We start from the raw sequence: 25592 nt of genomic DNA on the forward strand, positions 1-25592 counted from the left end.
GTCGCGCCAAAGCTCCCAGCTGTCCCAGGCGTCGCGTCGCGCCGGCCGCCGGTGGCCGGTATTCTGGTGGGGTTTGGTCGCGCAGCCGCGCGCCAGGCGCCCTCCCCTCCGTCGTGCAGGCAGTCTCCCGTGTCCTCCTTTTTCGCGAACGTCGAACTCGTCCCCGGTGATCCCATCCTCGGCCTGAGCGAGGCCTACAACGCAGATCCGCGTACCACCAAGGTCAATCTGGGCGTCGGCATCTACTACGACGAGGCCGGCCGCATTCCCGTGCTCGACGCGGTGCGCGAGGTCGAACAGCGCCTGGCCGCCGAAGCCAAGCCGCGCGGCTACCTGCCGATCGACGGCATGCCCGACTACACCAGGACCACCCGCGAACTGCTGTTCGGCGTGGAGTCGCCGCTGCTGGCCGCGGGCCGCGTCGCGACCACCCAGACCATCGGCGGCAGCGGTGCGCTGCGCACCGGCGCCGACCTGCTGAAGAAGGTGCTGCCGCACGCGACCATCGCGATCAGCAATCCCAGCTGGGAGAACCACCGCGCGGTGTTCGGCGCGGTCGGCTTCGAGGTCGTCGACTACACCTACTTCGACGCCGCCACGCATGGTGTCGATTTCGCGGGCATGCTCGCCGACCTGCGCACGCTCGAGGCCGGCACCGTCGTGCTGCTGCACGCCTGCTGTCACAACCCGACCGGCGCCGACCTCACCGTCGACCAGTGGCGCCAGGTCATCGACGTCCTGCGCGAGCGCGAGTTGTTCCCCTTCATCGACATGGCCTACCAGGGCTTCGACCGGGGCATCGACGAAGACGCAGCGGCGGTGCGCCTGCTGGCCGAGTCCGGCATCGCGACCTTCGTCGTGGCCAGTTCGTATTCCAAGTCGTTCTCGCTCTACGGCGAGCGCGTCGGCGCGCTGACCGTGGTCTCGGCCGACGCCGACGAGAGCAAGCGCGTGCAGTCGCAGATCAAGCGCATCATCCGCGCGAACTATTCGAGCCCGTCGACGCATGGCGCCGCGCTGGTCGCCGGCGTGCTCGGCAGCAGCGAACTGCGCGCGCGCTGGGAAACGGAACTGGGCCAGATGCGCGAGCGCATCCATGCCCTGCGCGCAGGCCTGGTCGAAAAGCTCGCCGCCAACGGCGCGCCCGAGTTCGCCTTCATCGGCGAGCAGGCCGGCATGTTCTCGTACTCCGGCCTGAGCCGCGCCCAGGTCGATCGCCTGCGTGACGAGTTCGGCATCTACGCCGTCGGCACGGGCCGCATCTGCGTGGCCGCGTTGAGCCTGGAGAATCTGGATTACGTGGCCGAAGCCGTCGCGGCGGTCAGCCGCGGCTGACTGGATCGAGCCCTTCCCGCGTGCGCGAGGGCTGGGTGGGGCGATGCATCGCAACTTCGGATGCGTATGCGCGAGTCGTCCGCTTGGAACCTGCGCTGCTCGCCGTTCCTGCGGAAGGGCATCGCCCATGAAATGCGCGAGTGCATTTCATGAGCGATCAGGTGCTGCGCCCGTTCGTACGGAACCATGCGCGCAGCTCGCGCGTCATCAGCGCCAGCAGTAGCGCCGGCTGATTGCTTCGAGCCTTCCCCCGCGTGCGGGGGAGAGTTGGGTGGGGGCGACCATCGGAACTTGAGATGCGCGCGCGCATCGTCTGGCCGATGCGCTGGAGCGACGCAATGTATGCATCGCGGCGTGTCGTCCGGCGAGCGCACAGCAGCAGTCAAACGGACCGCCTGCGACATTCCGTCCCGGGCCGTTCACGCCGCCCTTTGCGACAATGCGCGGCGCGATGCGTCGCACCGCAACCCCCGATCCCTACGGAGATGTCATGCCGAACCGCGCCCTGCGCGGCGCGCTCGCGCTGCTGCTGTTGTTGCCTGCCACCGGCGCGTTCGCGCGGACCTGCGATCTGTCGATCGGCAGCAACGATGCGATGCGTTTCGACACGTCCGAACTGCGTGTCGCCGCTGATTGCACCCAAGTGCGTCTCACCCTGCGTCACTCCGGGCGCCAGATGGCCGCGGCGATGGGCCACAACTGGGTGCTGACCCGCACGGCAGACTATCGCCCGGTCGCGATCGCCGGTGGTCGCGCAAACCTCGCCAGCAGCTATCTGCCCGCCGGCGACACGCGCGTCATCGCACACACGAAAGTCATCGGTGGCGGCGAGACGACGACCATCACCTTCCCCACCGCCGGTCTGACGCGTGGCGGCGACTACACCTTCTTCTGTTCGTTCCCCGGCCACTGGAACGTCATGCGCGGCAAGCTGGTGTTCGGTTGATGCGCGCGGCCCCCACCGCGCTGGCAATCGCGTTGGCGCTGATCCTGCTCTCGCCCGGCGTCGCGCGCGCGCAGTCGGCGAGTGATGCCCCCACCACACTCGAGCGCGTGCGCGTGGATGCGACGCGCCTGCGCGGGGTCAGCGATTTCGACACGCCGGCGTCTGTGGATGCGATCCGCCTCGACGACGCGGACAGCAACCGCGCCGGCACCGTCGCCTCCGAACCGCTGTCGGGCGTGCCTGGCCTGCTCGCGCGCGACCGGCAGAACCACGCGCAGGACACGCAGCTTTCGATCCGCGGCTTCGGTGCGCGCTCGACGTTCGGCGTGCGCGGCGTGCGTCTGTTCGCCGATGGCATTCCGGCGTCGATGCCGGACGGCCAGGGCCAGCTCTCGCATTTCAGCCTCGTCGGCGGCGACCGCATCGAGATCATGCGCGGCCCGTTCTCGGTGCTGTACGGCAATTCCTCGGGCGGTGTCGTGCAGCTGTGGAGCGCCGACGGGCAGCCTGGCGATCCCTGGCGCTTCAAGGCCAGCCACGGACGCGACAACACGACCAGCCTGTCGACGCAGCTGCGTGGTGGCACGGACGCGGTCGGCTACAACCTCGCGCTGTCGCGCTTCGACACCGACGGCTGGCGCGACCACAGCGCCGCGCGACGCGACTCGGCGAACGCGAAGCTGCGCTTCGATTTCGGCGACAGGCGCCGGCTCGATCTGGTCGCGAACCACGTCGACATCGACGCGCAGGATCCGCTCGGCCTGACCGCTGCGCAGGTGGGCGAGAACCCGCGCCAGGTCGCGTCGGTCGCGCGCCAGTTCGATACGCGCAAGACCGTGCGCCAGAGCCAGGCCGGCGCGGTCTACGAACACGGCATCGGCGAGGCGCATACCGTGCGCGCGATGGCCTACGGCGGCGAGCGCGCGGTGGTGCAGTACCTGCCGATTCCACCTGCCGCGCAGGCCAATCCGCTGAACTCGGGCGGGGTCATCGATCTCGACAACAGCTACGGCGGCCTCGACCTGCGCTGGAGCTGGGAAGGCACGCTGGCCGGGCGTCCGCTCGAAGCGACCGTCGGCGCGAATGCCGATCGCCAGCGCCAGGACCGCCAGGGCTTCGAGAATTTCGTCGGCGACGCGCTCGGCGTGCGCGGGCGGCTGAGACGCGACGAGCGCAACACCGTCGAGAACCGCGACCAGTTCGCGCAGCTCTACTGGACCTTCGCGCCGCGCTGGTCGCTGCTGGCCGGCGTGCGGCACAGCGAGGTGGAGTTCGTCTCGCGCGACGTGTTCGTGACCGCGAGCAATCCTGACGACAGCGGCCGCATCGCGTTCCGCCAGACCTCGCCGGTGGTGGGCGTCACGTTCGCGCCACGCGAGGATCTGCGCGTGTACGCGTCAGCCGGACGCGGCTTCGAGACGCCGACCTTCAACGAACTCGGCTACCGCGCCGACGGCGGCGCCGGGCTCGCCTTCGATCTCGCGCCGGCGATCAGCGACAACCTCGAACTCGGCACCAAGTGGCGGGCGCGGTCGGGCACCACGCTCAACGCCGCGCTGTTCCGCGCCGACACCGACGACGAGCTCGCCGTTGCGCGCAATGTTGGCGGGCGCAGCAGTTTCCAGAACATCGGCCGCGCGCGTCGCCAGGGTGCGGAGCTGTCGTTGCGTCAGCCACTGGGCGCGTCGTTCGATATCAGCGTCGCCGCGACCTGGCTGGATGCGACCTTCCGCGATGACTACCTCGTCTGCACCGGTGCGGGCTGCACCGTGCCGGCCACGGCGGTCGCGGCCGGCGCGCGCATTCCGGGTGTGCCGGCGAAGCAGCTGTTCGCGCGCCTGGACTGGAGTGGCGGTCCGTGGAGCGCGGCGATCGAAGGCGTGGGCGTGGGTGATGTCGTCGTCGACGATCTCGCGACCGGACGCGCGGCCGGCTACGCGCTCGTCCATCTCGAAGGCGCACGCCGCTGGCGCTTCGATGCCGGCGAGCTGCGGACCTTCGTGCGTGTCGACAACGTGCTCGACCACGCCTACATCGGCTCGGTGATCGTCAACGAAGGCAACGGCCGGTTCTTCGAGCCGGGCCCGGGGCGTGGGCTGATGGTGGGGGCGCAGTGGATGTGGAATCGGTGAGCTGAGCGGCTCGAACCTTGTCTAGTCACTCTGACTCGTCATTCCGGCTTTCGCCGGAATGACGGAACTTGAATTCATTGGATGCGCGACCGTTCGCGTAAAGCCTCGGCATTCATTCCGTCATCCCAGCGGCTTTCAACAGCCGCATGTCTGGTCGAGCTGGGATCCATGTTCGCAGCGATCCGTCCGTCCGCGTGGAAAGGCAAACTCAAAATGGGCCCCAGCGTCCGCTGGGGCGACGGGTCACAGAGGCAAGCGATCTCTATTAGCGTCGGCGCTGTGGCCAACCTGCAACCTCAAACATCCCCACCCGCCGTCCACCCCTTGCCGGTGCCGCGATGGAACACGCGATCCTCATCGCGCACCGTGCCCGCACCCACCGTGTCCTGCTGCGCCAGGCGCGCATAGATCGGGGTGAAGTCCGGGCCGGTCGCGTCCATCAGCTGCTCGAAGCTGTCGATGACGAAGTAGGTCTTCTGGTAGGTGTCGATGCGGTAGCGCGTGCGCATGATGCGCTCCAGATCGAAGCCGATCCGGTTGGGCGCATCCGATTCCAGCGAGTAGATCGATTCGCCCTTCGACGACACGATGCCCGCGCCGAAGATGCGCAGGCCGTCGGCCTGCTGGATCAGGCCGAACTCCACCGTGTACCAGTACAGCCGCGTCAGGTTCTGCAGCGCGTCCGGGCCGATGCCGTGCGCTTTGACGCCGCCCTTGCCGTAGGCCTCCATGTAATCGGCGAACACCGGATTCATCAGCAGCGGCACGTGGCCGAACAGATCGTGGAAGAGGTCGGGTTCTTCGATGTAGTCGATCTGGTCCGGACGACGGATCCACCAGGTCACCGGGAAACGACGATTGGCGAGGTGGTCGAAGAAGTCGAGTTCCGGCAGCAGGCCCTCGACGCCGAGCAGGGTCCAGCCGGTCGCGGCTTCCAGCACTGCGTTGAGTTCGGTGAATTTCGGTATCGCGTCCGGGGTCATGCCCATCGCGTCCTGCGCCTGCAGGAATTCGTCGCAGGCACGGCCGACCAGCAGTTCGCGCTGGCGCGCATAGAGCGTGGCCCAGGTCGCGTGGTCGTCGGCGCTGTAGGTATCCCAGGGCTGCTCGACGATGCCTGTGGCGTAGACCGGCACCCTACCCTTGTCGGTCTGCATGTTCTCGACGCGGCGCGGGACGTTCGACGGCTGGGCGGACATGGCGACTCCGGTGGAATTCATCAGATCCACGACGATAGCGCCGTTCCGCCGCAACAGGCTTGCGTGATTGCGCGTCCAGGCCGGATGCGCGCAATAATCTTGCGCATATCCTCAATTCAGGACAACGAAGATGGCTGCTGCCGACCTCGATCGCACCGACCTGCTGCTGCTGACCGAGCTGCAGCGCAACGGCCGGCTGACCAATGCCGACCTTGCCGAGCGCATCCATCTGTCGGCCTCGGCCTGTCTGCGACGGGTGCAGCGGCTGGAGCGCGACGGGGTGATCGCCGGTTACCGCGCCGATGTCAGCGCCGAGCGCCTGGGCCTTGGCCTGCAGGCCTTCGTGCGGGTGCAGCTCAAGCACCACGACAGCGCCGCGGTCGCCGGCTTCGCCGCGCTGGTCAACGGCTGGGAGGAGGTGATCGCCTGTCACGCGCTGACCGGCGACATGGACTACCTGCTGCAGGTGATCGTGCGCGATCTCGAACACTTCTCGCGCTTCCTGCTCGACCGCCTGCTCAACCAGCCGGCGGTGGACGACGTGAACTCGAGTTTCGTGCTGCGCACGGTCAAGGCGGATCGCGGCCTGCCCTTGGGGAACTGACGCACCATCGAGGTGCAACCGCGGCAATAACGCACCAATCACGCAAGTGAATCGACTGGGATCGGCCGGGGGGAACTCCTAACCGTTTGATTTCACTGGCGGCAGGTGTTTGGCACGGCGATTGCGTAAGTCAGGGACACAATCAACACGCAAGGCAGTCGCTTCATGTCCACAGACAATCTCGAAAAGCTGATCAAGGACCACAAGATCGAGTTCATCGATCTGCGGTTCACTGATATGCGTGGCGTGCAGCATCACGTCACGTTCCCGAAGTCGATCATCGAACCCGGCCTGTTCGAGGACGGCAAGATGTTCGACGGCTCGTCGATCAGCGGCTGGAAGGGCATCCAGAATTCCGACATGGTGCTGCTGCCCGACGCGTCCACCGCGTTCGTCGATCCGTTCACCGCCGATCCGACGCTGGTCATCACCTGCGACATCCTCGACCCGACGACGATGCAGTCGTACGAGCGCGACCCGCGCGGCATCGCCAAGCAGGCCGAGGCGTTCCTGAAATCCAGCGGCATCGCCGACCAGGCGTTCTTCGGCCCCGAGCCCGAATTCTTCATCTTCGATTCGGTGCGCTACGCGAACGAGATGGGCCATACCTTCTTCCATATCGAATCCGAAGAAGCGCACTGGAGTTCGTCCAGGGAATACGAAGGCGGCAACAGCGGCTACCGTCCCGGCATCAAGGGCGGCTATTTCCCGGTCGCGCCGCTCGATTCGCTTCACGACATCCGCGCCGAGATGTGCAAGACGCTGGAACAGGTCGGCATCGAGGTCGAAGTGCACCACCACGAAGTCGCGAACGCCGGCCAGTGCGAGATCGGCACCCGCTTCAACTCGCTGGTCAAGAAGGCCGACGAGCTGCAGACGATGAAGTACATCATCAAGAACGTCGCGTTCCGCAACGGCAAGACCGCAACCTTCATGCCCAAGCCGATCGTCGGCGACAACGGCAGCGGCATGCACGTGCACCAGAGCCTGGCCAAGGGCGGCACCAACCTGTTCACCGGTGACGGCTACGGCGGCCTGAGCCAGACGGCGCTGTGGTACATCGGCGGCATCTTCAAGCACGCCCGCGCGATCAACGCGTTCTCCAACGCGTCGACCAACTCCTACAAGCGTCTGGTGCCGGGCTTCGAAGCGCCGGTGATGCTGGCCTACTCTGCGTCGAACCGGTCGGCCTCGTGCCGTATTCCGTACGTCGCCAACCCGAAGGCGCGCCGCATCGAAATGCGCTTCCCCGATCCGATGCAGTCCGGCTACCTGACCTTCGCCGCGCTGATGATGGCGGGTCTGGACGGCATCAAGAACCAGATCGATCCGGGCGGCCCGAGCGACAAGGATCTCTACGACCTGCCGCCCGAGGAAGAGAAGAACTTCCCGACCGTGTGCCACTCGCTGGACCAGGCACTCGACGCGCTCGACAAGGACCGCGACTTCCTCAAGGCCGGCGGCGTGTTCTCCGACGACTTCATCGATGCCTACATCGCGCTGAAGATGAAGGAAGTCACCGCGTTCCGCGGCGCGACGCATCCGCTCGAATACCAGATGTACTACGCGATCTGATGCATATCCGGAACGTCATTGTCGTGGTGTCGGCGGGGCGGCTGTCCGGCCCGTCGCAGCGCGCCGGGCGTTCGTCGGGCACGCGCGGCAGTGCCGCGCAGGCGTGCCCGTCTCACCCGCTCGAATACCAGATGTACTACGCGATCTGACGCACCAGCGCGGGGTCGGCCATTGGCCGGCCCCGTTGCGTTTCACCGCCCGACGGCGGCGGCGCCCTCCCCCACGGTGGGCGGCACTGCCGACGGGCATACGGAGTCCGGAATTCAACCGATGGATCGGAGAGCGGCCGCTCAGACGCCATAGAGCGTCGGTCGTGGCGACGGCAGCCAGGGGGCGCCGGCGTCGAACGTTCCGCCTGCGACAAGAACAACAACAGACGCAGTACGCACTGACCGGGGAGGGCTTTCCATTCATTTGAGGAGCCTGTCATGTCGTCACGCAAGAACGCACTCGCCACACTGCTGTGCGCGGGTCTGCTGTCCGCCGGTGCCGCGCACGCGGAAGTCTCCGGCTCGATCACGCTGACCAGCGATTACCTGTTCCGCGGCATCACCCAGACCGACGAGAAGCCTGCCCTGCAGGGCGGTGTCGAGTGGGCGCACGACAGCGGTTTCTATGCCGGCGCCTGGGGCAGCAGCATCAGCTGGCTGTCCGATTCCGATCCCGACATCTCCAGCCAGCTCGAGCTCGACGGCTACTTCGGCTTCCGTGGCGATTTCGGCGACAGCGGCTTCGGTTATGACGTCGGCGCCGTGTACTACTGGTATCCGGGCAGCTATCCCGCGGGCTTCAACAAGGCCGACACCACCGAGCTCTATGCCGGTGTGAGCTGGAACATCCTCAGCGCGAAGTACTCCTACGCCGTCACCGATCTGTTCGGCATTCCCGACTCCGACGGCAGCAGCAATCTCGACGTCGCCGTCGGCTGGGAGTTCGCACCCAGCTGGACGCTCAACGGCGCCGTGGGCAAGCAGTGGGTGGCCGGCACGGCGGGCACTGCGACGTATGCGTTCTGGTCGGCGGGTGTGGGCAAGTCGTTCGACAACGGCTTCGACATCGCCCTGGCCTTCAACGACAACGACCTGATCGGTCCCGACGACACCATCACCCTCGCCGTCACCAAGTCGTTCTGACACGGCGCGTGCACCTGGAGACCCATATGAAACTGATCATCGCGATCATCCGCCCGTTCAAGCTCGACGAGGTCCGCGAGGCGCTCGGCGAGGCCGGTGTCACCGGCCTGACCGTCACCGAGGTCAAGGGCTTCGGTCGACAGAAAGGCCACACCGAGCTCTATCGCGGCGCCGAGTATGTCGTCGATTTCCTGCCCAAGCTGAAGATCGAATGCGCGGTCAGCGACGACGTGTACGAGGCGGCGATCGAGGCGATCACCCAGGCGGCGGGCACCGGTAAGGTCGGAGACGGCAAGGTGTTCGTACTCGCTCTGGAACAGGCCCTGCGTATCCGCACCGGCGAAATCGGCGCCGACGCGCTCTGACCCCACGGAGATGTCTGACATGAAAAAGATCGAGTTCCGCGGGTGGAAGACCCGGATGCAGGCGCTGTGCCTGATGCTGGTGTGTGTGTGCGCGCTGTTCGGTATGGCAGGCGGCGCGTTCGCGCAGGATCTGCCGGCGGCCGAGACCGCAGCGGCGGTGGTTGAAACGGCGGAAGCCGTGACCTTCGACAGCGGCAACGTCGCGTGGATGCTCACCTCGACACTCTTGGTGCTGCTGATGGTGGTGCCGGGCCTCGCCCTGTTCTACGGCGGCATGGTGCGCTCGAAGAACGTGCTGTCGGTGATCATGCAGGTGCTGGTGGTGTTCTCGGTGGTGATCATCCTGTGGGTGGCCTACGGCTACAGCGCAGCGTTCACCGAAGGCAATGCGTTCTTCGGTTCGTTCACCGAGAAGGCTTTCCTGCGCGGCATCACCGCGGAGACGGATGCCGGTGGTCTGCCGGAATTCCTGTTCATCGTGTTCCAGTCGACGTTCGCCGGCATCACCACGGCGCTGGTTGTCGGCTCGTTTGCCGAGCGCATCAAGTTCTCGGCGGTGCTGCTGTTCTCCATCCTGTGGGTGACGTTCGCCTACCTGCCGATGGTGCACATGGTGTGGAGTGGTGAAGCGGGCTTCCTCGCGCACAAGGGCGTGATCGATTTCGCCGGCGGCACGGTGGTGCACATCAATGCCGGCGTCGCCGGTCTGGTGGGCGCGTACTTCCTCGGCAAGCGCCTGGGCTACGGCAAGGAAGCGATCAAGCCGCACAGCGTGCCCTTCACCTTTATCGGTGCATCGCTGCTGTGGGTGGGCTGGTTCGGCTTCAATGCGGGCTCGGCGCTCGCCGCCGATGCCAGCGCGTCGCTGGCCATGCTCAACACCATGGTCGCGACATCGGCCGGCGTGGTCGCCTGGAGCATCGTCGAAGCCTTCACCAAGGGCCGTCCGTCGGCACTGGGCGCGGCTTCGGGCGCGATCGCGGGGCTGGTCGGCATCACCCCGGCGGCCGGCACCGTGGGCCCGATGGGCGCCGTGGTGATCGGTCTGGCCGCGGGCGCGTTGTGCGTGTGGGGCGTCACCGGTCTCAAGCGCCTGCTGCGCGCCGACGACAGCCTCGACGTGTTCGGCGTGCACGGCATCGGCGGCATCGTCGGCGCGCTGCTGACGGGTGTCTTCAGCGCGCAGTCGCTGGGCGGCACCGAAGTCGATCTCGCGATCGGCGCGCAGGTCTGGGTGCAGTTCATCAGCGTCGCGTTCACCGTGCTCTGGTGCGCGGTCGTGACCGCGGTGGTGATGCTGATCGTCAAGCTCGTCGTCGGTCTGCGCGTGACCGAGGACGAGGAGCGCGAGGGTCTGGACATCGTCTCGCACGGCGAATCGGCCTACGAGAAGTAAGCGTCACCCGGCGTCCGCGCAGCCGCGCGGACGCCGGCAATGCAAGCGGGGCCAGCGGGCGACGGCGGGGAAGGCCGGCGCCCGCTTTTTTTGCGCGGGTTGCACCGCCCGGCGCGGCGCGGTGCAATGCGGGCATGTCGAAATTTATGCTGGCCGCGCTCGCCGCCCTGCTGCTCTCCGCCTGCGCCCACCACGCGCCGCGCAATCCGCTCGCCACCTGGGTGCCGTCGACCAATCATGATGCGCGTCGACCGGTGCTCGTCGTGCTGCACTACACCGAACAGGATTCAGTGCAGCGCAGCCTCGACACCCTGCGTACTTCCAACAGCGGCGGCCGCGTGAGTTCGCATTACCTGATCGGCCAGAACGGCGAGCGCTATCAACTCGTGTCCGATCTCGACCGCGCGTGGCATGCAGGCGCTGGCAGCTGGGGCGCGGTGTCTGACGTGAACTCCGCTTCGATCGGCATCGAACTCGACAACAACGGCCGCGTGCCGTTCACCGAGCCGCTGGTCGACAGCCTGCTGGTGTTGCTGGGCGATCTGAAGACGCGCTGGCGCATCCCGGCCGAGAACTTCATCGGCCACTCCGACCTCGCGCCAGGCCGCAAGGTCGATCCGGGCGTGCATTTCCCGTGGAAGCGTCTCGCGCAGCACGGCTACGGCATCTGGCCGCGCGACGACACGCCGCCGGCGCCGGCGGACTTCGACGTGGTGCAGGCCCTGCGCACGGTGGGGTATCCGGTCGACGATCTCGACGCGACATCGCGGGCGTTCCGCTTGCGGTTCCGCGCGCTGGCCGACGGGCCGCTGGATGCGGAGGATCGGCGGATCCTCCATGCGCTGGTGCAGGGGTGGACGATTCCGGCTGATGCTGCGGCGCAGCCATAGCTTTGCAGTTGCAGTTGCAGTTGCAGCTGCAGCTGCTTTGCTCTTCCCAAGTCTCGATGCCGCACAGATGATCGCAGACCCGTAGGGCGGCGGGCATGGATGCCTGCCGTTTTCCGACCGAGCCAGGATGGCGAGTCGGAAAATCCCGGAACGAGTGACACGCCGGGTGAGCTCCGTCGGGGCTGGCCCTTTTCTTTGGTTCCGTTTCTTTTGGGCCAGCAAAAGAAATGAACCCGCTCGCCGCACGGCGAGTGGAAGCGTTTGACGTTGCTTCTCCTGCCGTAGGCAAACGCACAGGCGTAGATCAAAGGCTTTCGTCCGCTGACGCGGCCGAGTTCATTTCTTTTGGTGGACGCCAAAAGAAACGGAACCAAAGAAAAACGTCTCCCCGACACGTCCGAAGCCTGCGACTTGTTGTGCACAGGGATTTTCCGACTCGGCATCCTGCCTCGGTCGGAAAACGCCGCACATCCATGTGCGGCGCCCTCCGGGTACGTAGGTTTGGAGCGCCGTCAGGAAAGATCCGCGGCAACGGCAACGGCAACGGCAACGGCAACGGCAACGTCGACGCTAAAGCCAACGCAAAGAGACGCCCACAACGCAACAGGCCCGCCGAAGCGGGCCTGTCGATCACACACTGAAACGAACGTTACTGCTTGAGCGAATCGATCGCCGCGTTGAGCGTCCGGCTCGGCCGCATCGCCTCAATGACCTTGGCCAGATCCGGATGGTAGTAACCACCGATCTCGACCGGCTTGCCCTGCGCACCGTTGAGCTCCGACAGGATCGCCGCCTCGCCATCGGTCAGCGCCTTGGCGACCGGTGCGAACGTGGCCTTCAGTTCGGCATCGTCGTTCTGGTCGGCCAGGGCCTGCGCCCAGTACTGGGCGAGGTAGAAGTGGCTGCCACGGTTGTCGAGTTCGCCGACCTTGCGCGCCGGTGAGCGGTTTTCGTCGAGGATGCGGCCGTTGGCGACATCGAGCGCGGCGGCCAGCACCTTGGCCTTCGGGTTGTCGTAGGCGTTGCCGAGGTGTTCGAGCGACGCGGCCAGCGCCAGGAACTCGCCGAGCGAATCCCAGCGCAGGTAGTTCTCTTCGACGAACTGCTGCACATGCTTGGGCGCGCTGCCGCCGGCGCCGGTTTCGAACAGGCCGCCGCCGGCCATCAGCGGCACGATCGACAGCATCTTGGCGCTGGTGCCCAGTTCCATGATCGGGAACAGGTCGGTCAGGTAGTCGCGCAGCACGTTGCCGGTGACCGAGATCGTGTCTTCACCCTTGCGGATGCGCTCGAGCGAGAACGTCGTCGCCTCGACCGGCGGCAGCACGCGCAGGTCGAGACCGGCGGTGTCGTGGTCCTTGAGGTAGGTCTCGACCTTGGCGATCACCTGCGCGTCGTGCGCGCGGCTCTTGTCGAGCCAGAACACCGCCGGCGTCTCCGACAGGCGCGCGCGGTTCACGGCGAGCTTCACCCAGTCCTGGATCGGCGCGTCCTTGGTCTGGCACATGCGCCAGATGTCGCCGCTCTCGACGGCCTGCTCGAACACCACGTTGCCGTCGCCGTCGGTGACGCGCACGGTGCCGTCGCCGGGGATCTGGAAGGTCTTGTCGTGGCTGCCGTATTCCTCGGCCTTCTGCGCCATCAGGCCGACGTTGGGCACCGAGCCCATCGTCGTCGGATCGAGCGCGCCGTGCGTCTTGCAGTCGTCGATGACCGCCTGGAACACGTCGGCGTAGCAGCGATCCGGAATCACGGCCTTGGCATCCTGCAGCTTGCCTTCGGCGTTCCACATGCCGCCCGAGTCGCGGATCATCGCCGGCATCGAGGCGTCGACGATGACGTCGGACGGCACGTGCAGGTTGGTGATCCCCTTGTCGGAATTGACCATCGCAAGCGCGGGGCGCGTGGCGTAGAGCGCGTCGATGTCGGCGCGGATCGCGTCCTGCTGGTCCTGCGGCAGGGTCTGGATGCGCGCGTACAGATCGCCGATGCCGTTGTTGGCATCGAAGCCGACCTGCTTCAGCGCGTCGGCATGCTTGTCCAGTACGTCGTGGTAGAACGCTTGCACCACGATGCCGAACATGATCGGGTCGGAGACCTTCATCATCGTCGCCTTGAGGTGCAGCGAGAACAGCACGCCCTTGGCCTTCGCGTCTTCGATCTGCGCTTCGATGAAATTCGACAGCGCCTTGCGCGACATCACCGCGGCATCGACGATCTCGCCCGCCTGCACCTTCACCGCGTCCTTGAGCACGGTCGTCGCGCCGTCGCTGCCGACGAGTTCGATCTTCAGCGCGCCGGCTTTCTCAAGCGTTGCGGAGCGTTCGCTGCCGTAGAAATCACCCTCACTCATGTGCGCGACGTGCGACTTCGAATCGGACGACCACTTGCCCATGCGGTGCGGATGCTTGCGCGCGAACGCCTTCACCGACTTCGGTGCGCGGCGATCGGAATTGCCTTCGCGCAGCACCGGGTTCACCGCGCTGCCCTTGGTGCGGTCGAAGCGCGCCTTGATGTCGGTCTCTTCATCGGTCTTCGGCACGTCCGGGTAATCCGGCAACGCGAAACCCTGGCCCTGCAGTTCCTTGATCGCGGCTTTCAGCTGGGGCACCGAGGCGCTGATGTTCGGCAGCTTGATGATGTTGGCTTCGGGCGTGGTCGCCAGCTGGCCGAGTTCGGCGAGGTGGTCACCGATCTGCTGCGCGTCGGTCAACAGTTCCGGAAACTGCGCCAGGATGCGGCCGGCCAGCGAGATGTCGCGCGTTTCGACCGCGATGCCCGCCGGTTTGGTGAATGCCTCGACGATCGGCAGCAGCGACTGCGTCGCCAGGTACGGGGCTTCGTCGGTGAGCGTGTAGAGGATCTTCGGCGTATCGGACATGCGGCGTGTCTCGTCTGGAAGCGGGGGGAATGCGTGGCTGGCGCGCGTCGCGGCATCCAGTGGCCGCGCGTGCCGGCGGGTCCGCGTGGAGACCGGCGAGGGTCGGTGCGTGCGGACGACACAGCCCCTCGATTGTCGCGCGTTTACGCAGGTCGCGGAAGGCGCCCGCCCGCGTGTAGACATACGGGACAGCATGGTGCGCGTGTCGATCCGCCATTAAAAAAAACGCGGCCGGAGCCGCGTTCGTGTTCGAAGTGCCCGCGCTGCGGCTTACTTCACTGAGAACTCGCGCGTCTCCACCACCGTGCCGTCGAGCGAGATTTCCAGCTTGTAAGTGCCGACCGGCCAGCCTTCGGGGTGATGGATGTCGAAGGCGATGACCTGCGGGCCGGCGGCGACATCGGCCTCGGTGTTGCGGACCAGCTGGCCCTCGCCGAACGTCCAGCGCGCGGCGAGCTTGGCCGCGCTTTCGCCCTCGGTGCCGACCGACGCATAGATGGTGTCGGTGGTCGCGAACTCCGAAGCCGGCGTCGACACGCGGTTCTGGTCGTCGACGGCGTTGCCGAGCTCGACGCTGGTGACTGTGGCCGGTGCAGGCGGCGTAGGTGCCGGCGGCGGTTCGGGCGCAGTGGGTGCAGGCGGCGGCGCTGTGGTGGGCGCATCGCGGTTGCAGCCGGCGAGCAGCAGCACGCCGCCGAGCGCGGTAGCCAGGGTCAGAACGACGGGTCGGGTCATGGAAACTCCTGGGGTCGGGAATCGGTCACGCGGCCGGCAGCTGCAGCACCTGGCCGGCGTGGAGGGCGTCGGGATCGTCGAGCACGTCGCGGTTGGCGTCGAAGAGTTCGCGCCAGCGATCCTGGGCGCCGAGCTCGGATTCGGCGATCCCGGACAGCGTGTCGCCCTTGCGCACGACATAGGTGCGCATCGGGTGCTCGTCGAAAATGCGGGAAGACGTCATGGCCGGACTTGCGTGAAAGCGACGGGGCAGGCTCCCACGCCGCGCGTTAAGAATCCATCGCGCGGCGCGTGCGCTCGATCACTGCCGTTCGTCGCGCAGACGCGCGGGCATCGCATGGCCGGGCGTGGCGCGCCACGGATTGATGTCCAGCCCGCCGCGCCGCGTGTAGCGCGCTTCAACCGACAGCGTCTCCGGCCGGCAGCGCGCCAGCAGGTCAACGAACACGCGTTCGACGCACTGCTCGTGGAACTCGGCGTGATCGCGGAACGACACCAGATACCGCAGCAGCGCCGCGCGATCGATACGCGGCCCGCGATAGACGATGTGCAGGCTGGCCCAGTCGGGCTGACCGGTGACCGGGCAGTTCGATTTCAGCAGTGCTGAGGTCAGGTGCTCTTCGACGACTTCGCTGGCATCCGCGGCGAGCAGCGACGCATCCGGCGGGCCATAGCTGGCGATCTCGACATCGAGGGCGTCGATCGATGCGCCGTCTTGCGCGACATCGGCCATGGTCGGCAGACCGAACGCGACATCGACGCGCGCACCGGCGGACTGCGACAGGTCGTCGATGACGCGCACGCGCACGGCGTCGGCAGTGTCGAAGCGCGTGTGGTTGAGCGAGTTGAGGTAGAGCTTCAGCGATTTCGACTCGACCAGATGCGGCGAATCGCCCGGCACGGTGATCGTCGCCGTCGCCACGACCGGCTTGCCGCGCGCGTCGAGCCAGCTCAATTCGTAGGCGTGCCAGCGGTCGTGGCCGATGAAGGGCAGCGCCGCGCCGATGCCGATCTCGGCGCGACCGAGCGTGCGCGCGATCGGAAACAGCAGGCCGGGATCGTAATGACGCGGATAGGCGACCTCGCGGCCGAGCGGAATGGGCGGCGCGGCCGCGATGGGGGTTCGGGGGGACATGCGGGGATTTTAGCGCCGGGGGGATGACGGGCGTTGCGTGGGGCGCCGTCAGGGCATCGGGACGCTGGAGCGTCGCCACGCGTCGGTCGATGCAACCGCGCTCCAACGCATGCGCCCGGCTCTTGTCGCACACCCCATCGGCTTGGCTCTCAAGACAGGCTCTACGCGCATCCGCTGCAATTGCGTTGATCAGCCCGCCGGTGCGTCCGGTACGACCACGATGCCGATGCCCAATGGACCGATGCGCACATCCGCCGGCTCTCCGGGCGTGACCACCAGCACCGGCGCCGCATCGCCGTGGGTCGACTGCAGCACAGCCGCGATACGCACAGCGCCTTCCGGCGCTTCGGTGATGGACAGTTCGAGTCGGTAGCCATCCTCGCCCGATACCTCGACGACACCCGCCTCGCCGCTTCGGACCACGAGTGCAGGACGGGCGAAGACGGTGTCGTCGTGAAGCAGGGTGGCTTGAACGTGCCAGCGATCTGCAGCGAACGTGGGCGTCGCAATCAGGAGGAGGAATGTACTCAGCAGGACTGCGCGCACGGCGAGGTTTCCAGGTTCACGAGGCGGGCGCATCCAGATAATCGAGTGTCACCTGCAGCATCGCCCGCAGCCCCAGATCCAGCGCGGACTCGTCGAGATCGAACTGCGGCGAATGGTTGCTCGGCGCAGTCGCCGGGTCCTTGCCCGCCGCCGTCGCGCCGACGAAGAAGAACATCGCCGGAACTTCCTTTGCGTAGTACGCGAAATCCTCCGCGCCCATGTTGAGCGGGGTTTCGACGACGTTCTCCGCGCCGGCGACGGCCTGCAGGCTCGGCAGCAGGCGGGCGGTCAGGGCGGGGTCGTTGACGGTGACCGGGTTGCCGGTGGAGTCGGGCACGTGCGCCTCGACGGTGGCGCCATGCGCGGCGGCGACGTGTTCGGCGACGTTCTTGAGGTCGGCGAAGATGTCGCTGCGCACGTCTTCGTCGAAGGTGCGGATCGTACCGACCAGCTCCACGCTGTCAGGAATGATGTTGTAGCGGATGCCGCCCTTGATCGCGCCGAAGCTCACGACCGCCGGCAGATCCGAAATATCGGTGCGACGGCTGACGATGGTCTGCGCGGTGCCGATCAGGTCGGCCGCGGCGACGATCGGATCGATACCGCCCCATGGCCGCGAGCCGTGCGTCTGCCGGCCGATGACCTTGATGTTGAAACGGTCCGAGGCGGCCATCAGCGGTCCACCGCGCACGCCGAGCTGGCCGGCCTGCAGCGTCGAGAACACATGCAGTCCGATGATCGCGTCCGGCTTGAAGTCGCGGAAAATCCCTTCTGCCAGCATCATCGACGCGCCGCCGTCCTCGTTATCCGGCGGGCCTTCCTCGGCGGGCTGGAACACGAACAGCACTTCGCCGGCGAGCTGCTCGCGCATGCCGACCAGCGCTTCGGCCACGCCCATCAGGATCGCGACGTGCGCGTCATGGCCGCAGGCGTGCATGACGCCGGTCGGTTCGCCGCGGTAGGTCGTGGTCGCGGTGGACGCGAAGGGCAGGCCGGTCTGCTCGGTGACGGGCAACGCGTCCATGTCGGCGCGCAGCGCGATCTTCGGGCCGGGGCGGCCGCCCTTGAGCACGGCGGTCACGCCGGTGTGCGCGATGCCGGTCTTGGGTTCAAGGCCGAGGCTGCGCAGGTGCTCGGCGACCTTGGCCGCGGTGCGCGTCTCGCGGTTGCCGAGTTCGGGATGCTGGTGGATGTCGCGACGCCAGTCGACGACCCTGGCCTGCAGCGCGGTCGCGGCGCTGGCGACTTCGGGGCGTTGTGCGTCCTGTGCATGCGAGACGACGGGCAGGGCGGTGCAGGCGCAGAGCAGGGCGGTGGCGAGACGATGCATCGGCGGATCCTCGACGGGTGACCGGTCGATGCTAGTGGATCAGCGGGCCCGCAGGCGCAATGCAGAAAGCGCGCTTGCGCGCGCTTCCAGATCAGGACTCATTCGATCGCGACGTGCGCGATCAGCGTCCGCACTGCCAGGCGCCGAAACGCTGGCTGCCGCCGGCCGGCTCGCCCAGCGGGCTGATCGTGTCGGCGTTGAGCCCGGGTGCTTCGTTGCGCGCGAGCGTTTCCAGCTCCTCGCGCACGCGCAGCTGGTTGCGTTCGACGAACGCGATGCTGTGCTTGACCGAGACTTCGACCTCGCCACGCTTCTGGCAGTCGGCCGGGGCCGCACTCGTCACGCGCACCGCGCTCGCGCCCGGCGCCATGTGCACCCAGGTGCAACCGACGGCGGACAGGGACAGCAGCATCACAGCCAGGGACTTGCGCATTCGGAATGCTCCGGGAATTGATGGGGTGGGACGCGATGCCCGCCATTGTGGCGGGCATCGGCTGAGCGGGCGATCACCGCCCGCGGAACCCGTTCAAATCCGCTGCGCGCACCAGCTGGCAGGCGCAGCAGGACATTGGACGGGTCTCAGCGTGCGACCGGCTTGCCGTCCGCGTCGAGCACCTGCACCTCGCCCAGGTCGAGCGCGCGGATCGGCGCCTCGATCTGCTCGAGATCGCCGACGATGACCCAGGTCAGCGCCTTGGGATCGATCGTCGTCGCCACGCCGGCGAGATCCTGGACCGTCATCAACTCGATCTCGGCCTTGCGCTGGAACACGTAGTCGTCCGGACGGCCGAAGCGCACGTTGCCGCCGATCGTCGACATCACCGCCCACGCGGTCTCGTAGGCACCGGGCAGGCTCAGGGTCTGGATCGCCTGGGCGCGGGCGAGTTCGGCGGCGGTCGCCGGCCGCGCGCCATCGGCGAAGTCGGCCAGCTCGCGCTGGATCTCGGCCATCGCCTCTGCGGTCTTGTCGATCTGCACCGGCGCCGACGCCATCCACGGACGCTGTCCCAGCGTGCCGCTGGCCGAGCTGCGCGCGCCGTAGGACCAGTGCTTGTCCTCGCGCAGGTTCATGTTCAGACGCGCGGTGAAGTCGCCACCGATCACGGTATTGGCCATGTCGAAACGGGTCGAGGACGCATCGTTGGTCGGCGGAATCACCTGCGCGGCGAAGATGTTCGCCTGCACCGCGCCGGGCTGGTCGATCAGGAACACGCGCGCGGCGCTGGGACGTGCGACCTCGGCGACTTCGATGGCCGCGGGCGCCGGGCCGGTGCCACGCCAGTCGCCGAAATGCGTTTCCAGCATCGGCACGATTTCGTCCAGCGTGGTGTCGCCGACGACGATCAGTGTCGCGCCTTCCGGACGCACCCAGTCGCGGTGGAAGGCGACCAGCTCGTCGCGCGTGAGCTTCGCGATCGCGTCTTCGTTGCCGCTGCCGGTGAACGGAATCGCGTACGGATGGCCTTCGCCATAGACCAGCGGCGGCAGCACGCGCATCGCCACGCTCGACGGGCGCGCCTTCTCCTGCGCGATGCCAGCGATCCACGTGGCCTTGATGCGGTCGATTTCGGTCTGGTCGAAGTTCGGCCGGCGCAGCATGTCGGCGAACAGCGCCAGCGACGGGTCGAGGTGTTCCTTCAGCGCCGAGACGTAGGCATTGCTGCCGTCGAGCGACGCGCCTGCACCGAGGCTCGCGCCCAGCGCTTCGACACGGTCGGCGAAGTCGAGCGCGCCCAGACCGCCGGCGCCTTCGTCGAGCACGTTCATCGTGAAACTGGCGGTGCCCGGCGTGCGGTCCAGATCGGCCGTGTAGCCGCCCTTGAACTCGTAGCTCAGCTGCACGACCGGAATCTCCGGACGCCGCGCCAGAATCACTTGCGTGCCGTTGGACAGCGTCGCGCGCTGTTGCTCGGGGAACTTCAGTTCCGGGAACGATGAGGTCTTCGGGACGCCGGCGCTGCGGTCGATGCGGCTGCGCGTGGTCGTGTACTTCGCATCCGGCGCCGGCGGGGTGAACGGCGCGGGTGTCACCGCGGGTTCCTCGGCCAGCGGCGTGCGTGCACCCGGCACGACGGTGATGGTGTGGCTGCCGATATCGAGCCACTTCGCACCGGCGGCCTTGACGTCGTCGACGGTGGTGGCGGCAACGTTCGCGAGCGAGTCGCGGAAACAGCCCGGATCGCCTTCGTAGACCGTGCATTCGGCCAGCGCGTCGGCCTTGCCGCCGAAACCGCCGATGCGCTCGATGCCGCGCACGAAGCCGGCCCGGAACGAGGTCTTGGCGCGCTCGAGTTCCTCGGCGCTCGGACCTTCGGTGATCAGGCGCTCGAGTTCCTCGTCGATCGCCGCCTCGACCGTCGCCGGGTCCACGCCCTGCTTGACGGTCGCCATCACGACGAAGTTCGAGCCCAGCTGCGAGCCGTAGGCGCCGGCGCTGATGTTGTCGACCAGACGGTCGTCGTGCAGCAGACGGCGATCGAGGCGCGAGGCCTTGGCGCCACCGAGGACACTGCCCAGCACCTGCAGGTGATCGATGTCGGTCGTGCCCAGTTCGGCGACGTTCCAGGCGCGGTAGATGCGCACCTGCGGCACCTGGTCTTCCATCGTTTCGCGGGTATCGGCGCTGCGCTTGGCCACGTCGACGGCGGGCTGCGCCATCGTCGGGCCGGCCGGAATGTCGCCGAAGTACTGCGCGACCTTGCGGCGCGCGGTGGCCACGTCGATGTCGCCGGCCAGCACCAGCACCGCGTTGTTCGGGCCGTACCAGGTGCGGAACCACTGCTTGACGTCGTCGAGCGCGGCCGCGTTGAGGTCGTTCATCGATCCGATGACGCCGTGGTGGTAGGGGTGGCCCTTGGGGTACAGCGCGCGGGTGAGCTTGTCCCAGACCTGGCCGTAGGGCTGGTTCTCGCCTTGGCGCTTCTCGTTCTGGACCACGCCGCGCTGCTCGTCGAGGGCGGCCTGGTCGACCGCGCCGAGCAGATGGCCCATGCGGTCGGACTCCATCCACAGCGCCATGTCGAGCGCGGTGGTCGGCACGTTCTGGAAGTAGTTCGTGCGGTCGGTGTTGGTGGTGCCGTTCTGGTCGGTCACGCCGACCTGCTTGAAGGGGTCGAAGAATTCGCCCGGATGATTCTCGCTGGCCTGGAACATCAGATGTTCGAACAGGTGCGCGAAACCGCTGCGCCCGGCCGGCTCGTCCTTGCTGCCCACGTGGTACCAGATGTTGACCGCGACGATCGGCGCCTTGCGGTCGGTGTGCACCACCACGCGCAGGCCGTTGGGCAGGGTGAAGGTCTCGTACGGAATGTCGACGCCGGCGGCTTCGGCAGGCGGCGCGGCCCACGCCATCGGCGCGGCGGCAATACCGGACAGGGCCAGACCGGTGGCCAGCGCCAACAGGGCCGCGCGCGGGCGGGACGGGGCGGTACGAAGACGGTCAGCGGACATGCCGGTCCTTGGAGTCGAGGCGGTTGGACTCGCATCGTAGCCAGCCGTAGTGCCTTCGGCACGGGCCGCAGGTCATGGTCGGGGGTCGGGCGCTGCGTTTGTTCTTCTCCCTCTGGGACGACGTACCCACCGGGGTAGAAGGTGACCGGAGGGCGGATGAGGGTGCGTTTGACGCATGACCGGCGAAGCCCACAGCCCTCACCCGACGCGCTGCCGCGCGTCGACCCCGGATCAGGTCCGGGGCAGGCGCTCTCCCAAAGGGAGAGGTGTATATCGGACGCTACCCGCCTGATCCTCACCCCGGCGCGACTAGCATCGAAATCTGTTCCTACCCGAGAGCCGCACGTCATGACCCACTGGACCCTCGTCACCGGCGCCAACCGCGGCCTCGGCCTTGAATTCGTCCGCCAGCTGCTGGCCGACGGCACACGCGTCGTCGCAACCTGCCGCCAGCCCGGCAAAGCGACCGCGCTCAACAATCTCGCCGCCGAACATCCCGGTCATCTGAAAGTGCTGCCGCTGGATGTCGGCGACGCCCGCTCGCGCGACGAACTGGTGCGCGAATGGCCGCTGGCCGCAGGCGAGAGCGCACGCATCGGCGTGCTGATCAACAACGCCGGCGTGCTGCACAGCGGCGAGCGCTTCGGCACGCTGCGCGCCGAGACGCTCGACGACAGCCTGCGCATCAATGTCACCGGCCCGCTGCTGCTGACCCAGGCGCTGGCACCGCTGCTCATCGATGGCGCACGCGTCGCCAACCTGTCCTCCCAGCTCGGATCGATCGCCAACACCGGCCGCTTCGGCACGCCCAGCTACGCGATCAGCAAGGCCGCGCAGAACATGGCGACTGTGCAACTGGCGCACGCCCTGCGCGAGCGCGGCATCGTTGTCGTCGCCCTGCATCCGGGCTGGGTGCAGACCGACATGGGCGGTGCCCAGGCGCGCGAAGTGCCCGAGGACTCGGTCGCCGGGCTGCGCAAGGTGATCGCCGGGCTCGGCCCCGAAGACAGCGGCTGTTTCCTCGACTGGACCGGCGCTTCGCTGCCCTGGTAGCCGACAATGGCCGGCCCGCAGCCCGGACCGGTCCATGTTCGACGTCATCCTGCACACGCCCGAGATTCCGCCCAACACCGGCAATGTGATCCGGCTGTGCGCCAATACCGGCGCGCGGCTGCATCTGGTGCGGCCGCTGGGCTTCGATCTCGACGACCGCAACCTGCGCCGCGCCGGCCTCGACTACCACGAGTACGCAACGTTGCAGGTCCACGACGATCTCGACGCCGCGCTCGCCGCGATCAAACCTGCGCGGCTGTTCGCGCTGAGCACGCGCAACAGCGTCCGCTTCGATGCACCTGCATTCGCCCCGGGCGATGCATTCCTGTTCGGCAGCGAGACCCGCGGCCTGCCCGACGACGTGCTCGGCCGCGTGCCGGACGGGCAGCGCCTGCGCCTGCCGATGCAGCCGGGCAACCGCAGCCTCAACCTGTCGAACGCGGTCGCCGTGGTCGTGTTCGAGGCGTGGCGGCAGCAGGGCTACGCGGGCGGCGATCTCTGACCTACCCGGGCGGTGCAGCGCCGACCTGAACGGCGCGCCAAAAGTTCCTGTACTTGAGAGTTCAATATTCAGCGCGGGTTGCACGCGCAGGTCGAGAATGCACTCTACCGGCCCGGGTGATCGTGCTTCCCCTCCCCTCGAAGCGCATCCCCTCCCTGTCACCCGGGCCGGCATTTTTCCACCGCAACGGCAACGCCCAGAAGCGCCGGACTCCACGGAGGATCCGGTTGGAGAGAGACACGGAATGAAGCACCTTCTGCCGATCGCAGCCCTCGCCGCCGCGCTCCCCTTCGCCGCGAACGCCGCCGAAGGCCTCTCCTACAACTACGTCGAAGGCGGTTACTCGGCCAGCAGGTCCGACGTCGCGCCGGTCAACCCGAGCGCTGATTCCGATGGCTGGTCGCTCCGCGGTTCTGCTGCGTTCCTCCCGAACTTCCACGCCTTCGGCGACTACACCCGCGAGAGCATCGACAACAGCCCGCTCGACCGCGACCAGTGGCGTCTGGGCGTCGGCTACAACCATGAAGTCTCGCCGCGCACCGACCTGCTGACCCGCGTGGCCTACCAGAAGCTGGATTTCGGCCGCGGCCTCGAGGCCGACGGGTATTCGGTCGAAGTCGGCGCGCGCGCAGCGCTGCTGCCGGCGCTGGAAGGCTACGCACTGGCCGGATACGAAGATCTCGACAGCGGCTTCGACAGCGAGTTCTACGGCCGCCTCGGCGCGCAGTGGAAGTTCAATCCGAACTTCGGCGTCGCCGGCGACATCAAGCTGATCAAGGGTGGCGACACCCAGTGGTTCGTGGGTCCGCGTCTGACCTGGTAAGCACATCACCGCTCCCCCGCGGTGTCCGGTCCCCAGCGCTTCCCCGGCGCCTCTCTCTCCCGGACATCGCCAGAACCCGGCCAGCAATGGTCGGGTTCTTTTTTGGCTGAGCGATTCGCTGACCAGCGCGTATGTCAGACGGCCCGGAACGCCCAGTCGCCGTCATCCCGGCGATGGCCGGGATCCAGTGACTTCGAGCTCGATGCCGGACGTCGAGAGGACGAAAGCGCATTGAACGCGATGCCTGGAGCAAGTGCGCGGTGCATGCAGAGTTGCTGGATGACCAGCGCTTCGCGCTATCGAAAAGCACGCCCGGCTATCGCCGGGATAACGTTCAGGGGTACGTCTCGGGATCTCGCTTGAGTTTCCGAAGGTGGAAGCAGGTTCGCGCTGCCCTCACCCCACCATCCGCTCTGCGGATGGTCCCCCCGCGCTCCGCGCCCCCGGCCCTCGCGCTGACGCGAGGACGTTCATCGACGCACGAGCCTGTGGCTCGCAAACGCGCCTCTTCACCCCAGAGGGAGAGGGGCCTTGGTCGGGCCTACGGCCCGTTATTCGAACTCGGGCTTCTGCTCGCGCGCCATCAAACGCGCCAGGCCTTCGGCCGGCGTCATTTCGCCATGCAGCACGGCGCGGACGTTGCTCGAGATCGGCAGTTCGATGCCGTGGCGTTCGGCCAGACGCATGACCTCGTCGGCGGTCTGCACCGATTCGACCACCTGGCCGATCGCGCGCACCGCGTCTTCGAGCTTCTCGCCGCGGCCCAGCGCCAGGCCCAGCCGGCGGTTGCGCGACAAATCGCCGGAACAGGTCAGCACCAGATCGCCGAGACCGGCGAGACCCATCAGGGTTTCCGCGCGGCCGCCGATCGCCTGGTTGAGGCGCAGCATCTCGTGGAGACCGCGGGTGATCAGGCCGGTGCGGGCGTTGAGGCCCAGCTCCATGCCATCGGCCGCGCCGGTGGCGACGGCGAGCACGTTCTTCATCGCGCCGCCGAGTTCGGCGCCGCGCATGTCGGTGCCGGTGTAGGCGCGGAACGTCGGACCGTGCAGCACGTCGGCGACGGTCTGGGCGAAGTCGGCATCGTCCGACTGCACGGTGATCGCGGTCGGCAGGCCGGACGCGACTTCCTTGGCGAACGACGGACCGGTGACGACGGCCAGCGGCACGTCTTCGCCGACCAGGGCGCCTGCCACTTCATGCAGGAATCGACCCGAGCCGGGTTCGAAGCCCTTGGTCGCCCACGACACGCCGACGCCCTTGGGGCGCAGCGGCGCCAGCAGTTCCAAGGTTTCGGCGAAGGCGTGCGACGGCACGACGACCAGGATCAGGCCGACGCCGTCGAGGGCATGGGCCAGATCGGTGGTCGCGCGCAGGTTGTGCGGCAGCGGGATGCCCGGCAGGTAACGCGGGTTTTCGTGGCGCTGGTCGATCGCCTCGATCTGGTCCGCGTTACGGCCCCACAGCGTGGTGGGGTGCCCGTTGCGTGCGATCAGCGAGGCGAGCGCGGTCCCCCAGGAGCCCGCGCCCAGCACCGCGACCGCGGTCTTGCGATCGGTCAC

Annotated in this window: 23 protein-coding genes; 13 read left to right on the top strand and 10 right to left on the bottom strand. The window is 67.4% G+C overall.

Annotation, left to right across the window (positions count from 1 at the left end; genetic code table 11):
- Positions 1-129 precede the first annotated feature (129 nt).
- The 3 genes from AC3IRM_RS00130 (at position 130) to AC3IRM_RS00140 (ending at position 4413) form a co-directional block, all read left to right on the top strand.
- Complete coding sequence (locus tag AC3IRM_RS00130; RefSeq protein ID WP_489204319.1) at positions 130-1335, top strand: amino acid aminotransferase; 1206 nt, start codon at positions 130-132, stop codon at positions 1333-1335.
- Positions 1336-1825: 490 nt separating this feature from the next.
- Complete coding sequence (gene azu, locus AC3IRM_RS00135; RefSeq protein WP_489204320.1) at positions 1826-2281, top strand: azurin; 456 nt, start codon at positions 1826-1828, stop codon at positions 2279-2281.
- Complete coding sequence (locus tag AC3IRM_RS00140; RefSeq protein ID WP_489204321.1) at positions 2278-4413, top strand: TonB-dependent receptor family protein; 2136 nt, start codon at positions 2278-2280, stop codon at positions 4411-4413. The genes azu and AC3IRM_RS00140 overlap by 4 nt, the downstream gene beginning before the upstream one ends.
- 296 nt (positions 4414-4709) lie before the next feature.
- On the opposite strand, the gene phhA is transcribed toward AC3IRM_RS00140, so the two are convergent.
- Positions 4710-5612, bottom strand: a complete 903-nt coding sequence (phhA, locus tag AC3IRM_RS00145; RefSeq protein WP_489204322.1) for a phenylalanine 4-monooxygenase — start codon at positions 5610-5612, stop codon at positions 4710-4712.
- 130 nt (positions 5613-5742) lie between these two features.
- Here phhA and AC3IRM_RS00150 point away from each other — a divergent pair, with 130 nt between their 5' ends.
- From AC3IRM_RS00150 to AC3IRM_RS00180, 7 genes are all read left to right on the top strand, one after another.
- Positions 5743-6216: an Lrp/AsnC family transcriptional regulator gene (locus AC3IRM_RS00150; RefSeq protein ID WP_489204323.1), complete on the top strand. Its 474-nt coding sequence runs from the start codon at positions 5743-5745 to the stop codon at positions 6214-6216.
- A gap of 165 nt (positions 6217-6381) precedes the next feature.
- Complete coding sequence (gene glnA / locus AC3IRM_RS00155; RefSeq protein WP_489204324.1) at positions 6382-7791, top strand: type I glutamate--ammonia ligase; 1410 nt, start codon at positions 6382-6384, stop codon at positions 7789-7791.
- On the top strand, positions 7791-7940 hold the full coding sequence (locus AC3IRM_RS00160; RefSeq protein ID WP_489204325.1) for a hypothetical protein: 150 nt from the start codon (positions 7791-7793) through the stop codon (positions 7938-7940). Before glnA ends, AC3IRM_RS00160 begins: the two co-directional genes overlap by 1 nt.
- A 279-nt stretch (positions 7941-8219) precedes the next feature.
- Positions 8220-8924 carry a TorF family putative porin gene (locus AC3IRM_RS00165; RefSeq protein WP_489204326.1) on the top strand — a complete coding sequence of 235 codons (705 nt, stop codon included), beginning with the start codon at positions 8220-8222 and terminating at the stop codon, positions 8922-8924.
- Positions 8925-8950: 26 nt separating this feature from the next.
- Complete coding sequence (locus AC3IRM_RS00170; RefSeq protein WP_310232406.1) at positions 8951-9289, top strand: P-II family nitrogen regulator; 339 nt, start codon at positions 8951-8953, stop codon at positions 9287-9289.
- Positions 9290-9308: 19 nt separating this feature from the next.
- Positions 9309-10685 (top strand): ammonium transporter, encoded by a 1377-nt coding sequence (locus tag AC3IRM_RS00175; RefSeq protein WP_489204327.1) that lies wholly within the window; start codon positions 9309-9311, stop codon positions 10683-10685.
- Between the two features lie 134 nt (positions 10686-10819).
- Entirely contained in the window at positions 10820-11575 is a 756-nt protein-coding gene (locus AC3IRM_RS00180; protein WP_489204328.1) for an N-acetylmuramoyl-L-alanine amidase, read from the top strand.
- A gap of 649 nt (positions 11576-12224) precedes the next feature.
- Here the strand turns inward: AC3IRM_RS00180 and AC3IRM_RS00185 are convergent.
- The 8 genes from AC3IRM_RS00185 to AC3IRM_RS00220 all read right to left on the bottom strand — a co-directional run bounded on the left by AC3IRM_RS00185 (position 12225) and on the right by AC3IRM_RS00220 (position 21652).
- Positions 12225-14456 carry an NADP-dependent isocitrate dehydrogenase gene (locus AC3IRM_RS00185; RefSeq protein ID WP_489204329.1) on the bottom strand — a complete coding sequence of 744 codons (2232 nt, stop codon included), beginning with the start codon at positions 14454-14456 and terminating at the stop codon, positions 12225-12227.
- A gap of 270 nt (positions 14457-14726) precedes the next feature.
- The gene (locus tag AC3IRM_RS00190) at positions 14727-15191 is read right to left on the bottom strand and encodes a hypothetical protein (protein ID WP_489204330.1); all 465 of its coding nucleotides are present in this window, start codon (positions 15189-15191) and stop codon (positions 14727-14729) included.
- Positions 15192-15216: 25 nt separating this feature from the next.
- A complete protein-coding gene (locus AC3IRM_RS00195; protein WP_489204331.1) occupies positions 15217-15414 on the bottom strand; it encodes a LysM peptidoglycan-binding domain-containing protein in 198 nt (65 codons plus the stop codon).
- 78 nt (positions 15415-15492) lie between these two features.
- The gene (queF, locus tag AC3IRM_RS00200) at positions 15493-16326 is read right to left on the bottom strand and encodes an NADPH-dependent 7-cyano-7-deazaguanine reductase QueF (protein ID WP_489204332.1); all 834 of its coding nucleotides are present in this window, start codon (positions 16324-16326) and stop codon (positions 15493-15495) included.
- A gap of 189 nt (positions 16327-16515) precedes the next feature.
- Positions 16516-16872 carry a hypothetical protein gene (locus AC3IRM_RS00205; protein ID WP_489204333.1) on the bottom strand — a complete coding sequence of 119 codons (357 nt, stop codon included), beginning with the start codon at positions 16870-16872 and terminating at the stop codon, positions 16516-16518.
- A 16-nt stretch (positions 16873-16888) separates the two neighbouring features.
- Positions 16889-18202, bottom strand: coding sequence for a M20 family metallopeptidase (locus AC3IRM_RS00210; RefSeq protein WP_489204334.1), 1314 nt, complete (start codon positions 18200-18202; stop codon positions 16889-16891).
- Between the two features lie 121 nt (positions 18203-18323).
- Positions 18324-18635, bottom strand: a complete 312-nt coding sequence (locus tag AC3IRM_RS00215; protein ID WP_310236724.1) for a DUF4156 domain-containing protein — start codon at positions 18633-18635, stop codon at positions 18324-18326.
- Between the two features lie 146 nt (positions 18636-18781).
- On the bottom strand, positions 18782-21652 hold the full coding sequence (locus AC3IRM_RS00220; protein ID WP_489204335.1) for a M16 family metallopeptidase: 2871 nt from the start codon (positions 21650-21652) through the stop codon (positions 18782-18784).
- 348 nt (positions 21653-22000) lie between these two features.
- Between AC3IRM_RS00220 and AC3IRM_RS00225 the strand changes: the two genes are divergently transcribed.
- The 3 genes from AC3IRM_RS00225 to AC3IRM_RS00235 all read left to right on the top strand — a co-directional run bounded on the left by AC3IRM_RS00225 (position 22001) and on the right by AC3IRM_RS00235 (position 24030).
- Entirely contained in the window at positions 22001-22705 is a 705-nt protein-coding gene (locus AC3IRM_RS00225) for an SDR family oxidoreductase (RefSeq protein WP_489204336.1), read from the top strand.
- 34 nt (positions 22706-22739) lie between these two features.
- Positions 22740-23207 (top strand): tRNA (cytidine(34)-2'-O)-methyltransferase, encoded by a 468-nt coding sequence (locus AC3IRM_RS00230; RefSeq protein ID WP_489204337.1) that lies wholly within the window; start codon positions 22740-22742, stop codon positions 23205-23207.
- Between the two features lie 244 nt (positions 23208-23451).
- A complete protein-coding gene (locus AC3IRM_RS00235) occupies positions 23452-24030 on the top strand; it encodes an OmpO family porin (protein WP_489204338.1) in 579 nt (192 codons plus the stop codon).
- Positions 24031-24581: 551 nt separating this feature from the next.
- On the opposite strand, the gene AC3IRM_RS00240 is transcribed toward AC3IRM_RS00235, so the two are convergent.
- Entirely contained in the window at positions 24582-25592 is a 1011-nt protein-coding gene (locus AC3IRM_RS00240; RefSeq protein ID WP_489204339.1) for an NAD(P)H-dependent glycerol-3-phosphate dehydrogenase, read from the bottom strand.

The sequence above is a fragment of the Luteimonas sp. KH_071 genome (assembly GCF_057838005.1).

What these genes read in the sequence shown, in the direction of transcription:
- azu (WP_489204320.1), top strand. Translation starts at nt 1,826, where the DNA reads ATGCCGAACCGCGCCCTGCGCGGCGCGCTCGCGCTGCTGCTGTTGTTG.
- phhA (WP_489204322.1), bottom strand. Translation starts at nt 5,612, where the DNA reads ATGTCCGCCCAGCCGTCGAACGTCCCGCGCCGCGTCGAGAACATGCAG.
- AC3IRM_RS00150 (WP_489204323.1), top strand. Translation starts at nt 5,743, where the DNA reads ATGGCTGCTGCCGACCTCGATCGCACCGACCTGCTGCTGCTGACCGAG.
- glnA (WP_489204324.1), top strand. Translation starts at nt 6,382, where the DNA reads ATGTCCACAGACAATCTCGAAAAGCTGATCAAGGACCACAAGATCGAG.
- AC3IRM_RS00160 (WP_489204325.1), top strand. Translation starts at nt 7,791, where the DNA reads ATGCATATCCGGAACGTCATTGTCGTGGTGTCGGCGGGGCGGCTGTCC.
- AC3IRM_RS00165 (WP_489204326.1), top strand. Translation starts at nt 8,220, where the DNA reads ATGTCGTCACGCAAGAACGCACTCGCCACACTGCTGTGCGCGGGTCTG.
- AC3IRM_RS00170 (WP_310232406.1), top strand. Translation starts at nt 8,951, where the DNA reads ATGAAACTGATCATCGCGATCATCCGCCCGTTCAAGCTCGACGAGGTC.
- AC3IRM_RS00175 (WP_489204327.1), top strand. Translation starts at nt 9,309, where the DNA reads ATGAAAAAGATCGAGTTCCGCGGGTGGAAGACCCGGATGCAGGCGCTG.
- AC3IRM_RS00180 (WP_489204328.1), top strand. Translation starts at nt 10,820, where the DNA reads ATGTCGAAATTTATGCTGGCCGCGCTCGCCGCCCTGCTGCTCTCCGCC.
- AC3IRM_RS00185 (WP_489204329.1), bottom strand. Translation starts at nt 14,456, where the DNA reads ATGTCCGATACGCCGAAGATCCTCTACACGCTCACCGACGAAGCCCCG.
- AC3IRM_RS00190 (WP_489204330.1), bottom strand. Translation starts at nt 15,191, where the DNA reads ATGACCCGACCCGTCGTTCTGACCCTGGCTACCGCGCTCGGCGGCGTG.
- AC3IRM_RS00195 (WP_489204331.1), bottom strand. Translation starts at nt 15,414, where the DNA reads ATGACGTCTTCCCGCATTTTCGACGAGCACCCGATGCGCACCTATGTC.
- queF (WP_489204332.1), bottom strand. Translation starts at nt 16,326, where the DNA reads ATGTCCCCCCGAACCCCCATCGCGGCCGCGCCGCCCATTCCGCTCGGC.
- AC3IRM_RS00210 (WP_489204334.1), bottom strand. Translation starts at nt 18,202, where the DNA reads ATGCATCGTCTCGCCACCGCCCTGCTCTGCGCCTGCACCGCCCTGCCC.
- AC3IRM_RS00215 (WP_310236724.1), bottom strand. Translation starts at nt 18,635, where the DNA reads ATGCGCAAGTCCCTGGCTGTGATGCTGCTGTCCCTGTCCGCCGTCGGT.
- AC3IRM_RS00220 (WP_489204335.1), bottom strand. Translation starts at nt 21,652, where the DNA reads ATGTCCGCTGACCGTCTTCGTACCGCCCCGTCCCGCCCGCGCGCGGCC.
- AC3IRM_RS00225 (WP_489204336.1), top strand. Translation starts at nt 22,001, where the DNA reads ATGACCCACTGGACCCTCGTCACCGGCGCCAACCGCGGCCTCGGCCTT.
- AC3IRM_RS00230 (WP_489204337.1), top strand. Translation starts at nt 22,740, where the DNA reads ATGTTCGACGTCATCCTGCACACGCCCGAGATTCCGCCCAACACCGGC.
- AC3IRM_RS00235 (WP_489204338.1), top strand. Translation starts at nt 23,452, where the DNA reads ATGAAGCACCTTCTGCCGATCGCAGCCCTCGCCGCCGCGCTCCCCTTC.